10 protein-coding genes are annotated in these 13,054 nt (G+C 30.8%); 7 read left to right on the top strand and 3 right to left on the bottom strand.

Annotation, left to right across the window (positions count from 1 at the left end):
* Positions 1–11 precede the first annotated feature (11 nt).
* The 7 genes from ACMGE9_RS03815 to ACMGE9_RS03785 all read left to right on the top strand — a co-directional run bounded on the left by ACMGE9_RS03815 (position 12) and on the right by ACMGE9_RS03785 (position 8,933).
* Positions 12–2,093, top strand: a complete 2,082-nt coding sequence (locus ACMGE9_RS03815) for a BglG family transcription antiterminator (RefSeq protein WP_414043935.1) — start codon at positions 12–14, stop codon at positions 2,091–2,093.
* 12 nt (positions 2,094–2,105) lie between these two features.
* Positions 2,106–2,786, top strand: coding sequence for a fructose-6-phosphate aldolase (locus ACMGE9_RS03810; protein ID WP_414043934.1), 681 nt, complete (start codon positions 2,106–2,108; stop codon positions 2,784–2,786).
* Positions 2,787–2,975: 189 nt separating this feature from the next.
* Positions 2,976–3,515, top strand: a complete 540-nt coding sequence (locus ACMGE9_RS03805) for a helix-turn-helix domain-containing protein (RefSeq protein WP_414043933.1) — start codon at positions 2,976–2,978, stop codon at positions 3,513–3,515.
* Between the two features lie 18 nt (positions 3,516–3,533).
* Entirely contained in the window at positions 3,534–5,582 is a 2,049-nt protein-coding gene (locus ACMGE9_RS03800) for a hydantoinase/oxoprolinase family protein (RefSeq protein ID WP_414044441.1), read from the top strand.
* A complete protein-coding gene (locus ACMGE9_RS03795; protein ID WP_414043932.1) occupies positions 5,572–7,248 on the top strand; it encodes a hydantoinase B/oxoprolinase family protein in 1,677 nt (558 codons plus the stop codon). Before ACMGE9_RS03800 ends, ACMGE9_RS03795 begins: the two co-directional genes overlap by 11 nt.
* Positions 7,249–7,252: 4 nt before the next feature.
* Positions 7,253–7,582 carry a cupin domain-containing protein gene (locus ACMGE9_RS03790; RefSeq protein WP_414043931.1) on the top strand — a complete coding sequence of 110 codons (330 nt, stop codon included), beginning with the start codon at positions 7,253–7,255 and terminating at the stop codon, positions 7,580–7,582.
* Between the two features lie 25 nt (positions 7,583–7,607).
* Positions 7,608–8,933 carry a cytosine permease gene (locus tag ACMGE9_RS03785; protein WP_414043930.1) on the top strand — a complete coding sequence of 442 codons (1,326 nt, stop codon included), beginning with the start codon at positions 7,608–7,610 and terminating at the stop codon, positions 8,931–8,933.
* Positions 8,934–9,482: 549 nt separating this feature from the next.
* Here the strand turns inward: ACMGE9_RS03785 and ACMGE9_RS03780 are convergent.
* The 3 genes from ACMGE9_RS03780 to ACMGE9_RS03770 form a co-directional block, all read right to left on the bottom strand.
* On the bottom strand, positions 9,483–10,805 hold the full coding sequence (locus ACMGE9_RS03780; RefSeq protein WP_414043929.1) for a TcaA second domain-containing protein: 1,323 nt from the start codon (positions 10,803–10,805) through the stop codon (positions 9,483–9,485).
* 9 nt (positions 10,806–10,814) lie between these two features.
* On the bottom strand, positions 10,815–11,675 hold the full coding sequence (locus ACMGE9_RS03775; protein WP_414043928.1) for a zinc ribbon domain-containing protein: 861 nt from the start codon (positions 11,673–11,675) through the stop codon (positions 10,815–10,817).
* 349 nt (positions 11,676–12,024) lie between these two features.
* The gene (locus tag ACMGE9_RS03770; protein ID WP_414043927.1) at positions 12,025–12,972 is read right to left on the bottom strand and encodes a helix-turn-helix domain-containing protein; all 948 of its coding nucleotides are present in this window, start codon (positions 12,970–12,972) and stop codon (positions 12,025–12,027) included.
* Positions 12,973–13,054 lie beyond the last annotated feature (82 nt).

Genomic DNA, 13,054 nt, shown 5'->3' with positions numbered 1-13,054 from the left:
GGGGTGATTAATTGTTTAGTATTGATCAGAAAACTAGAAAACTAATAGAAAAGCTAATAGAAAAAAGAAGTATTAGTGTTCCAAGTTTATTAAATTTACTTTCAATAAACTTGGATCAATTAGAATATTCTTTAGATAAATTAAATGGGCATTTGGAAGAAGTTAATAAGACGATTATATACATTAATAGTGATAAGATTATTATTTCTGAAGAAGTCTATAAATTCTTAATTGACTTCTATATGAGCGAGACGTTTTATGAAAGTTATGTGCTAGAACCTTCAGAAAGGCATAAATATATTTGTTTAAAATTATTTTTCTACAATAATTCATATTTATCAGCAACTCATTTTACTGAATCATTGTATGTAGGTAAGACAACATTTATGAATGATTTAAAACAAGTAGAAAAAATTATTCAATATGAAAATTTTGAAATTAATTATTCTAGAAAAAAAGGTTATCAATTTGTTGGAAATGAAGAGGAAATAAGATATTTTATTATGCAGTTATTTTTGAAAGATATTAACATTGAAAATGATTATTTCTTTTATGATTATTTTATTTTCAATGAAAATATAGGTTCTAAAGATGCATGTCTAAAAATTATTACAAATGCTTTTAATAAATATAGTTTGAATCTCATTGAAAATCGAAAAATAGAATTTTGTTACTTATTACTTTTATTTAAACCTAGATTAAATGAAAATGCGGATTTATTTTTTAGTACGTATAATTACAGTACGATTCTAAAAATGAAAGAATATGAAGTAGCTAGCGAAATATTAATGACATTAGATATTGATAATGAGACTTCAAACTTATATGTATGTGGATGGATATTAGGTTTTGCTCTAGGAAATATCAATGAAGATTCTCCTGATAGATCAATAATAGAAGAATTGGTATCTAGAATTATTACTAAATTTGAGCTTTTGGCAGGTATTAAATTTAACAATTTATCAGATGTTAAAGGTCAAATTTATAGTCACTTTAAGCCGGCATATTATCGAATGTTTTTTAATCTACCCATCATTAATAGTTTAAATATTAAAATTAAAACAGAATATAAAGAACTCTTCCACATTGTTTCAGAAACATTAAATCCTATTTCTAACCTATTTCATACAACTATTCCTGAAGATGAAGTATCATTTTTAACATTACATTTTGCATCACTTATTACCGAGAATACAGAAATTAAAATCAGACAAAAAGTAGCTATTATTGTTTGCCCTAATGGAATTGGTAGTTCATTAATATCCTATAATGAATTGAAAAAAATATTTCCAGAATTTATTTTATTAGGTCCTATAGAAACTTCTGAAATTATTAATGTATCAAGACATTTTGATTATATTTTTACGACGGTACCTAACCTACATTTATATACTTTCAATAAGCCAGTTTTTGTGATTAATCCAATTATGACAAATGAAGAAAAATTAGAATTAATCTCAATGGTCAAAAATGAAACGAACGGTATCAATAACATTAATATGATTGAACTAGTGGATATAATAAAAAAGAATGCCAATATCAAAGATGAGGATCGTTTGATCAAGAGTATATCAAATTACATCATGGGATTAGGAAGTTCCACAAATACAATTAAGAGTGAATTGGTAAATCAAAATATTGGATTGACTGATATTTTAAAAGAAGAATATATTCTATTAAATATTGATTCTAATAATTGGGAAGAAGCATTTTATATCGCTGCAACTCCTTTATTAGATGATGACACAATTACTAGAAATTATATTGAGACAATCATCTCTAACATAAGAAATGATGTAACGAGTATTCATATTATGGATGATGTTGCATTACCTCATGCGAAACCAAATGAAGGAGCCAATAAAATTGGTATCGGAATAACAGCACTTTCCAAACCCATTAATATGCCTGGTAACAAAAAGGTTAGTATTATTTTTACTTTATCAGCAGTGGATAATAATACACATATTAAAGCGATGTCGGAATTAGTATATTTATTAGAAAATGGAGATTTCTTAGAACTAATAGAAACAGTAGATTCACCACATATTTTAATGCAATGGATTAGAAAGTTTTTAAATCAAATTAAATAAGAGGTGTAAGAAATGGAATTAATATTAGATACAGCAAATTTAGAGCAAATTGAAAAGTATAATCGACTTTTACCTATCTCAGGTGTAACCACTAATCCCTCTATTATTACTAAAGAAGGAAATATAGATGTGTTTGAACATTTGAAAGCTATTAGAAAAATTATTGGCAATGAAAAAACATTACATGTTCAAGTTGTCTCTGATAATTATGAAGATATGCTTAAGGATGTTGAAAGTATTTTCAAAAATGTAGATGAAGAAGTATATATTAAGATTCCAGTTTCAACAGATGGTATTAGATTAATGAATACTTTAAAAAGTAAAAATAAGAATGTAAGTGCGACAGCTATATACTCGGATTTTCAGGCTTTACTAACTGTTGCTTCAAAAGTTGATTATCTAATCCCTTATTATAACCGTATGGAAAATATTAATGTGAATCCTGAAGAAGTAATAGAAGTTGTTGCAAAAAATATTAAAGAATCTGGTTCACAATCAAGAATTATGGCAGCAAGCTTTAAAAACGTAGGGCAAGTTGTAAAGGCTATAAAGGCAGGATCGCAAGCTGTAACGGTTAGCCCAGATGTATTAGAACAAGGATTATCGATGCCGTCAGTGAGTATAGCTGTGGATGCATTTACAAATGATTGGAGTAAGAATTTTGGTGAAGATAAGAAGTTATATAATTTATAAGTATTTTTAAATAAATGAAAAATATGAAATGAACTCAAAATTTTTTGAGTTCATTTTTTCGTGATTTTATATATGATAAGTATATTTATTAAGAATAATTATCAGAACATTCTTTATTTTCTAAATTAAATGTGGTATATTATTACACAAATACAGTATAACTGTAATAAATTATAGTGAGGGTGAAATATGAGGGAGATATCCGAACGTATTAAACAAGTTAGAAAGATTAAAGGGATTACTTTGAAAGAACTAGCTGAATCAACGGGTTTATCCGTTAGCTTCTTATCTCAGGTCGAAAGGGGTGAATCGTCTTTAGCGATTACGTCACTAAATAAAATTGCAGAGGCACTTGATGAACATATTACTGCATTTTTTGATCAACCTGTTAATGAGGACTTTAAAATTATTCCTAGTGAAGTGAAATCATTTAAATTGGAAAACTCTAATCAACGTTTTATTAAAACGTCTAGTGAATTTGATAATCGTAAGTTAGAATCTTTTATGATTGAAATTCAACCTGGAGATCAAAGTGAGGTGTCACGACATGAAGGTGAGGAGCATTATCATGTACTGGAAGGAATATTGACTTTCCAGGTTAATGGTAAGGAGTATTTTGTAAGAGCAGATGAGATTATTCATTATCCATCTAGTTTAGAACATTCGTATATCAATAATGGTAAAGATGTTGCAAAAGTTCTATGTGTGTTAACACCGAAATTATTTTAATTGAAGGAGAGATTTATGATGAGAGTTGCTACAGACATTGGGGGTACTTTTACAGATTTAGTTGCACTAGATAATCAAGGTAATATTATTACTGAAAAATCAGATACAACACCTGGTAGATTTGATGAAGGTATTATTAATGTTATAAATAAAGCAAATATTGATATTAAGGATATTGAAATGTTCTTCCACGGTACTACTGTCGTGATAAATGCTTTGACTGAGAAGAAAGGTGTTAAGACTGGTCTAATTACTACAAAAGGTTTTCGTGATGTGTTAGAAATAGCTCGTGGTAATCGTCCTGATTTATTTAATATACGTTACAAAAAGCCAGCAGCTTTAATTGACCGTCATTTAAGAAAAGAGGTATCAGAACGATTAGACCTTCATGGTCAAGTGTTGAGTCCATTAAATCTTGATGAAGTTGATGATATTATCGAATATTTTAAAGACGAGGGTGTAGAAGCAGTTGCGATTTCGCTTTTACATAGTTATAAGAATAATGAACACGAACGAAAGATTGCAAAATATGTACATGAAAAATGGCCGGAGGTGTTCATTTCTACGTCTACTGATTTAAGTAAAGAATGGAGAGAATATGAACGTACTTCTACTGCCGTATTAAATGCCTATGTCAAACCAATAGCAAATCATTATTTAAAAAATTTAGAAGAGAAGATTAACGCCAATCGTGAATCGAAGTTTAATTATATAATGCAGTCTAATGGTGGTACGAGTACTTTTGACGTAGCTAAAGATGTTCCGATTAATATGGTTGAATCGGGACCGGTTGCTGGTATATTCGGAGCAAAAATAATTGGTGATATGCTAGATGAGAGAAATTTAATAGTACTGGACATAGGTGGTACAACTGCGAAGTGTTCATTAGTGAAAGATGGAGAAGTTAAAATCTCTACAAACTATCATTTGGAGAAAACAGATCAATATGCAGGATACCCTTTAAAAGTACCTGTTGTAGATATTATTGAAATAGGTAATGGAGGAGGATCAATTGCATGGGTTGACGAGAGTGGTTCATTTAGAGTTGGTCCTCTTTCTGCTGCAGCGGAGCCTGGTCCGATAAGTTATGGTAAAGGTGGTAAGAAGCCAACTACGACTGATGCAAATGTTGTATTAGGACGTTTATCTTTAAAGAATTTTGATTCAGCGATTGAATTGGACGATGTGAAGGAAAATGTTGAACAAGCATTAGGTGAAAAATTAAATATGAATGCAGAAGAAATTGCTTCAGGTATTGTAAAAGTCGCAAATTCAAATATGTTAAATGCCTTAAAATTAATTTCTGTCCGTAAAGGATATGATCCTCGAGACTTTGTTCTTGTTGCAATAGGTGGCGGTGGTCCAATGCATGCGCAAGATTTAGCCCGAGAATTAGGTGTGAAAAAAGTGATTATTCCAGCTGCTGCATCTGTATTTGCTTCATGGGGTATGCTTATGTCAGATTTACGACATGATTATTCACAAACGGTCCTTACTTCTACAAATCAAGCTGATTTCAAACATCTTAATGAACAATTTACTTCAACAATCCAACATGCAACAGATGTCCTTGCTTCTGAAGGCATGGATGAGGACAAAGTAGTATTCTCTAAAAGTTTAGATATGCGTTATGTAGGTCAGGAGCATACTGTTGAAATTCCTATTACAAATGAAGAATTGAACGAAAAGAATATTCAGGAAGTAATCAATGCATTCCATGAAAGTCATGAACGTTTGTATTCTTATAAGTTATTAGAAAATGGTACTGAAATCGTAAATATTAAAGTGCAAGTCTTAGGTAAACTGGACAAGCCTCACATTTCAAAAGTTGAACACCAAGATGGTGAAAGAGTAAAAGAAAAACGTAAAGTTTTTTTTGAAAATGATGGTTGGATTGAGATAAATGTATATGACAAGGCATATATTGATGTAGACGAAAAAATTGATGGTCCAGCAATTATTGAAGAAAAGACAACTTCAACAATCATCAATAAAAACGATATTGCTGCTAAAGATAAATACGGTAACTTAATCATTGAAATTGGAGGAGAAGATAATGAACTATAAAACAGATCCATTTACGTATGAAGTCATTAAAGACTCTTTGATTTCTACAGGAGAAGAGATGTTTATATCACTTGCTAATACTTCAATGAGTCCGATTATTTATGAAGTATTAGACTATGCCTGTGGTTTAACAAATAGCAAAGGTGAACTTGTTACTCAAGGAAATGGTGTTACAGGATTTATAGGGATGCTTTCTTTCATGGTTAAAGAGACAATCAAGATTCATGGAGATAATATTAAAGAGGGGGACATTTACTTAATTAATGATCCTTATAATGGTGGTGGTTCCCATCTATGTGATGTTGGTTTAGTTATGCCGATTTTTGAAAATGATAGATTAATTGCATTTACCGCAAATAAAGCGCACTGGACAGAAGTTGGTGGAAAAGATACAGGTTCAATGTCAACAAACTCTACTGATATTTATCAGGAAGGATTACAGTTCCCTTGTTTAAAACTATTTAATCAAGGTGTGGCCAACAATGAGATTATTAACTTAATTAAACATAACGTAAGGTTTCCAGATTTATCAATCGGCGATTTGTGGGCACAAGTTGCATCACTTAGAACAGGTGAAAAACGAATCAAAGAATTATGTAATAAATATGGTGCAGCTTCTATATTAGAAAGTATGGAACGTTTCCTTGATCAAGGAGAAAAACTTACTTTAAATGAAATTAAAAAATTACCGAAAGGTGTTTTTGAAATAGAAGATTATATTGATGATGATGGTATAACAGATGAAAAATTAAAAGTGAAGTTGAAGTTAACTATTACAGATAACAAATTTATATGTGACTATAGAGGTTCATCACCACAAGTACAAGGTCCAATTAATAGTTCTAAAACAGGGTTAATTTCATCAGTAAGAACGATATTCCTGGCCATCACTAATCCTTCTCAAGATGTCAATGATGGAGCTTTTAGACCCCTTGAAATTATTACTGATGAAGCTTCAGTATTATCAGCGCAACGTCCGGCTCCTGTTTCTATGTACTGGGAATCAATGTTATATGGTAATGAATTAATTTGGAAAAGCTTAGCGGAACATTTACCGCATAAATTAACAGCAGGGCACTTAATGAGTGTATGTGTAGCAATTATGGGTGGAGTTGATCCCGATACACAGGAGAATTTCTTAATTGTTGAACCTTCAGCAGGAGGATGGGGAGCATCTAAAGACTTTGATGGTGATTCAGGTCAATTCTGTATTCTTGATGGTGAAACATTTAATGTTCCTGTTGAAGTTGCTGAAACTGCATATGGTGTAAGAGTAGATGAATTTAGTCTGAGAACAGATGGACAGGGTGCTGGCAAACATAGAGGGGGCCCAGGACTTATTAGAAGTTATATAGCATTAACTGACGGCCAATTTTTCACAGGCAGTTTCGGAAGATTTAAGACAAATGTCTGGGGCACAGCTGGTGGGCTAGATGGTTCTAATAATCAATTCTATATTGAAAAAGCAGATGGGACTACTGACGGGCCATTTGGTAAATACAATCAATATAAGTTAAATAAAGGAGATAAAGTGGTACTTCAAACTGCAACAGGAGGGGGTTATGGAGATCCTAAAAATCGAGATAAAAGTTTAGTAGAATCAGATATTCTGAATGGATATATTACAAAGGGACAAGCAGAATCTTATTATGGTTATAGAGGATGATGGTATGGAAAAATATAATATTTCAAACCAGTTAAGTGATACGAATGAGATTCAGATAATCGAATTTTTTAAAGAAGTGTTGGAGAGCAAAGGAATAGAAGGAACACTCAATTATGTAGAAATACCAGGAAATTTAATTGTACCTGAAAGTGGTCAGAGTATTCATGAATACGATGAAATTTCATTTATTATATCTGGTGAGTTAGAAGCAATTATTAATGGAGAAAAAAAGTATATTAAACCAGGAGATTATACGCTGATTAAAAAAGGTGTACCTCATATTTCAAGAAACTTGAATAATGAACCATGTAAATTAGTATGTTTACTTATTTAAAATTTATATTAAAGGGGGATACTGAATGTCGAAATTAAAATCGGAAGGTATTAATATAAATGACAATCCATTGGAAAGTGTACCACTAGGTGCTAGGCAGCACTGGACAACACCAGCAGTTATATTTGGTGGACTAGAGTTTACAATACCAGTATTGATGGTGGGAGCATCACTTGTAGGTTCATTTAGTATCATGGAAACAATCTGGATAGTACTAATCAGTATGATTGTTATTCAGTGGATAGGGAATACCCTTTCTGGATACATGGGTGCAAAAACAGGACGACCTTCTTCGGTTATTGCTAAGAACAGCTTTGGTGATATGCAGGCAAGATTAATCGCAGGAGGTACGATTTTTATCGCATCATTAGGTTGGTGGGCACTTCAAACTGCGGTAGCAGGAAATGCATTAGCTGCCATGTTAGGTGTGGATTATAAAACACAATGGGGATTGTGGGCGCTTATTACAATAGTTGCTGGCTTATTCTTTTCGATACCTTCGATTATTGGGTATCAATCGATGAAATGGACTGATTATTTAGCGGTACCAGCAGGATTAATTTTAATAGTAGGTGGCATATATTATGCTTTAAATAATACGGGATTTGATGAAATAATGGCTTGGCAACCAGAACGTAAAATGAGTATATTAGCAGCAATCAGTTTAGTGATAGGTGTCAATGTATCACAATGGGTGATTGCAGCTGACTACACAAGGTACGCAAAACCGACTTGGAAAGATAATATTCTTATACCTTTAGGGATTGTTTCGGTCGGCATTCCATTATTTATAGTTGGAGCTGTAATGTCAGTTGGCATTGGAGATGCAGATATTGTAAACGTAATGATGGGATTAGGATTTCCTATCTGGGGATTTTTAATTTTATGGTTTGCAACATGGACGAGTCAACTCGTTAACAATTATAGTATGGGACTTGCATTTGCTAATATATTAAATGTAAGTAGCAATAAAGGTCGTATGTTATTAACTCTATTTGGAACTGTAATGGCGATTATTGTCGCATTGATGGGGATTTTGAAATACTTTGAAGACTTTTTATACATGACAGCTCTTGTTTATCCAGCTATAGCAGGTGTATTATTTGCAGATTTCTTTCTTTTACGCAAACAATCTTGGCAAAAAATCAATCAGTGGAATATTATTGCAACAATTGCATTGGCATTAGGAATTTTTGTTGGATATCTCACACAATATGTTTATAACTTTGGATTACCAGCTTTGCAGTCATTACTTGTATCATTTATAGTTTATTATATTTTAATGAAAGTGAAAGCAAATACTAAACCTGATGTATTTACACCAGAAGATTGGTTATACCAATCTGAATAATAGCATCTATGTTTTTCCAGGTAAAATAATTAAACATTACTTATGAAAAAATGATTGATAATATACCAGATGGTAAATTAGATAAACTTAAAGGAAATATATATAAGAAAGTTGGAGATGCATTTAACAATTCTGAATTAAGGAGCAAAAAAATAAAAAGGCTGGCGAAGTGAAAGAGAAAGCAGAAAAAGCCATGATACATTTAATGATAAAGTTGATGAATTAAAGAAGTAATAGTTTTAGTAGCTGATGAAATCTCATCGGCTTTTTTGTTCTAAATAATAACGAGGCATTAAAAGTTAATACTATATAATTATATGTAAAGGTATAGGTTTAAATAGTATTGTTAAAATTTGCAATGATACATAATAAAGAACTCAATATTTTATTACAATTTCTTTCATTTGAGCACGTAATTTTTAAAAACTGAAGGAAATAGAGATAAAGCACTAATTTAAATTAATTATCATAGTAAATGTTAGAGAAAATTTACAATATAAAAAAAGAAATGCTCACTTTTTAAGTAGGCATTTCTTTTTTGTACTGTGATTACAAACCGCTACCGCGATCAATTTCATCACCATTTTCATCATATTTAATTACAGTACCATCTTTTAAAATTTGGTAACTACCTGCTAAATCTCCATCTTCATCAAGGTAACTAAAACCAACACCTTTATCATTTTCTTCTGGTGTTTTATAAGTATATTGATCTGTATCAAGTGATTCTCCTTCAAATGATTCAACAATATCAATTGCATTATCTACAGTTACATCTTGACTTTCACTATTATCTGAATCATCATCTTCAGATTTACTTTCTTCTTCAATTGATTTAATCTCAGCATCTGTAGTATCTTCATTGATTTGATCAATTTCATCTTCATCAAACATAATATGAATGCTATTATCATCACTATCAAGTTTAACTTTCACTTTACTACTTTCGATAGCTTTCTTTTCTACAGTTGCAGTAGCATAAACTTCAATCTCTTTCCCTTTTTCAAATGGGCCATATTCACTTGAAAAATCATATGGTGCTTCTTTCTTGTTGATATAAAGCTTTATATCATCTACCAAATAGTCATTTTCGATATCGACTGTTAGATTTGCTATGTCAAATTTCTCTTGAGCATCGGTACTTTCATTCATATTAATTAAAATAAGACCATCAAATGTCTCATCATCAACCGTTTTCTTTGCTTTAAGTTCTTGGTTACCAAGATAAAATTGTCCTATGTTATTATCTTGATTTTCATTTACGTCTACAGTTCTTTTTTTACCATTAACATTGAATTCAATCTGGCCAGTATCTTCTGTGTACAGATTTACATCTTTTTTAGGGATTTGAAATGCAATTTTATCAAATAGTCCTAGGACTTTACCGTCGCGATAAACATTTAACACTTCTTCGCCACCAATATATATTTCATTATGAGAATCGTTAAATGTCGACATATTTTTAGTTGCATCATTAATTTCATTTACTACTCTCGTTTTATTATCTGTATCCGAAAGATATTTTAAATAAGATTTAGCATCATCTTCTGTAAATTTGTCATTATTATCTGATGTTATGAGTTCTGATAATTTACTAGGTTTATTGTTTTTTATTGCTTCAGAAATACTTTTTGCTTGATTCTGTGGTGAATAATGTGATTTTAAAATAAAGAATGTTATTAATAATGCACCTATGAGTAACAAAATAATAATGAGTAGTTTATTATTTTTTTTGTTCTTAGGAGTGCTGTGATTCACTTGTTGAAGAGGCGTTGAGTTATTTTCTATTCTTGGTTCAACTTTAGTGCCACATTTAGTACATACTTTTTGATTTTCTTTAAGTTCTGCTCCACAATTTATACAATTTGTCATATTTATCACCTAATAGTTATTAAATAAGCCTTCTGCGGCATTATTAATTGAATTTGTAAAGATACCTTGCAACATACCAATTGTTGATTCACCAAATATTCTAAGTACAATTGCTAATATAATCATATAAATGATAACACCATAAAAACTAGAGATTTTAGTTTGAGTATTATTTGAATACTTGCCGATCATAAAAATAGGTGAAGTAGCGAGTATAAATACTCCTAAAGTCGTTAAACCACCACCGAAAGAAAATGAATCAATGACAATTAATATTAAACCAATCATAATTGTAATAAATGAAAAGACATTGATTAACACAAAGTCTGATATTACTTTTGAAATTGTTATAACAGGATTTATCATGAATTTTACAATCGTGAATGTAATACCAATTATCAAAGCAATAAATGCTAAAGATGAAAGTAATACTTTAAAAATAATACTTGATTTTGAAATACCGATATACGCAATTTCACTAGGAATTTTAATCATTAATAACAATACAATAAGTAATAATCCGATTCCGATAAGTGTACTTGCTAAAACTAGTGAAAAATTATGATTACTGTTTAATTCCTGATCATGATTTTTAAAAGCAGTAGAAAAGAATCCTTTTCCTTCATTAACTAATTTTTTGGATTGTTGATTGACTTGTTCTTTGTTAATGATTGGTTGTGTTTCGGTATAAGTTGTTTGCTGTGTTGTAGTTGAATCTTTAATTATTGGTTCTTCTATGACAGTATCTACAGATGAGGTAACATTAACTCTTGGTGATATTTTTTCCGTGTTTTGCCCAACTGGTGTTCCACATTCACCGCAAAACAAATCACCTGCTTCTAGGTTGTTGTTACAATTTTTACATTTCAAACTTATTCCCCCTAATTTACATTATTTTAAATATACTTAATTATATATTAATCGATGTTGGTAATCTATGTATTTTTTACAAAAAATAAAAAATACAATATTATAAAACACTGCCAGTAAGACATTTGTAAGTCTCACTGGCAGTTCTTGTGTATCTAATATTTAATAATTTAAATTAAAGTTTATATCTTTTATAAACATTGCTGTATTAGGATAGTCATCCTTAGCATTAACATGAGTTCTTTAACACAGTAAACATACTTAAATAATTTATTCTAAATGCATCTAAAGATTGTCGGATTAAAACTTAAAGATTGTGTGTGAAACCGCTTTTATAAAAGAGTATATTTTAGACATGAAGTAAGCGCTTACCAATTGAATCGAATAGTTGTTCGATTTTCTCAATACTTTGGTCTTTAGTCAATACGTGTTGAATATCAACACTTTGCAAGTCATTCATTTCAGATATCTTTTCAGGTGCGATTGTCTGAATGCGATATTGCTGGGGTGTCATACCAAACATTGCTTTAAATGATTTATTTAAATATCTTACATCAGAGAAGCCACAGTTTTGGCTGATGGTTAACAGATTACTCTTTGTATTAACGAGTAGGTGCTTTGCTTTCTCACAACGTGTGAAATTAACGAGTTCCTGAAAGGTATATCCAAAATGTGTTTTGATGAAATTGGATAAATATGATGTAGTGATATTCTCTTGTTGTGCGAGTTCACTCAGTAATATCTTTTCATTGTAATTTCTTTGGATATACTGACTCACTCTAGATATACGGTCGTTACGAGAAAGGAGATTATCTCTTTCTGTACTTGTAATTTGCGTGTAAGGTACCACTTTCACAAGTTCGAAAAGTGTAAGGATAGCATATCCCTGGCAAGCAAGATGGAAAAGTTCATCTTCTTTAAAGTATGAACGGCTCAGCGTTAAATAGTTTTGAAGTAATGAGGGTGATAGTGTGTGATTGACTGGCGCATTATCAAACAGTATTTCATTGATTTCAGGAAAGAGATGTTCTATTGATCTAGTATTAAATTGTATGATTAATAGTTGAGCTGTTTCTTTAGATATAAATTCGTGTAACTGGCATGTATTAAGCAGGAAGAATTGACCTTTTTCAACGGTAACTGTTTTTTGTTCTAGTCTAACGGTCAAGGTTCCTTCTAAGACGTAGATAATTTCTAAGTCAGTATGCAAGTGTGGTCTACGATAGTTGATTTCAATGACGAATGCTTTAATGTTATTTACTTTATGATGATCGATGAGTTCATATTCATTTTTCATGTTGTTTCACCTCGTACTGATAAATATAGACTTAAACAATTAAATAAACAATGTATATATTATTAAATTTATGGAGGAATTT

Source organism: Macrococcus animalis, from assembly GCF_047425875.1.
Classification (GTDB): Bacteria; Bacillota; Bacilli; order Staphylococcales; family Staphylococcaceae; genus Macrococcoides; species Macrococcoides animalis.
The sequence above is the reverse complement of the archived record's forward strand: the minus strand, read 5'-3'. Positions and strand labels throughout refer to the sequence as shown.

Bases quoted from the DNA above. Each gene is read 5' to 3' on its own strand.
- ACMGE9_RS03785 (WP_414043930.1), top strand. From the start codon at position 7,608: ATGTCGAAATTAAAATCGGAAGGTATTAATATAAATGACAATCCATTG.
- ACMGE9_RS03770 (WP_414043927.1), bottom strand. From the start codon at position 12,972: ATGAAAAATGAATATGAACTCATCGATCATCATAAAGTAAATAACATT.
- ACMGE9_RS03810 (WP_414043934.1), top strand. From the start codon at position 2,106: ATGGAATTAATATTAGATACAGCAAATTTAGAGCAAATTGAAAAGTAT.
- ACMGE9_RS03800 (WP_414044441.1), top strand. From the start codon at position 3,534: ATGAGAGTTGCTACAGACATTGGGGGTACTTTTACAGATTTAGTTGCA.
- ACMGE9_RS03795 (WP_414043932.1), top strand. From the start codon at position 5,572: ATGAACTATAAAACAGATCCATTTACGTATGAAGTCATTAAAGACTCT.
- ACMGE9_RS03780 (WP_414043929.1), bottom strand. From the start codon at position 10,805: ATGACAAATTGTATAAATTGTGGAGCAGAACTTAAAGAAAATCAAAAA.
- ACMGE9_RS03805 (WP_414043933.1), top strand. From the start codon at position 2,976: ATGAGGGAGATATCCGAACGTATTAAACAAGTTAGAAAGATTAAAGGG.
- ACMGE9_RS03790 (WP_414043931.1), top strand. From the start codon at position 7,253: ATGGAAAAATATAATATTTCAAACCAGTTAAGTGATACGAATGAGATT.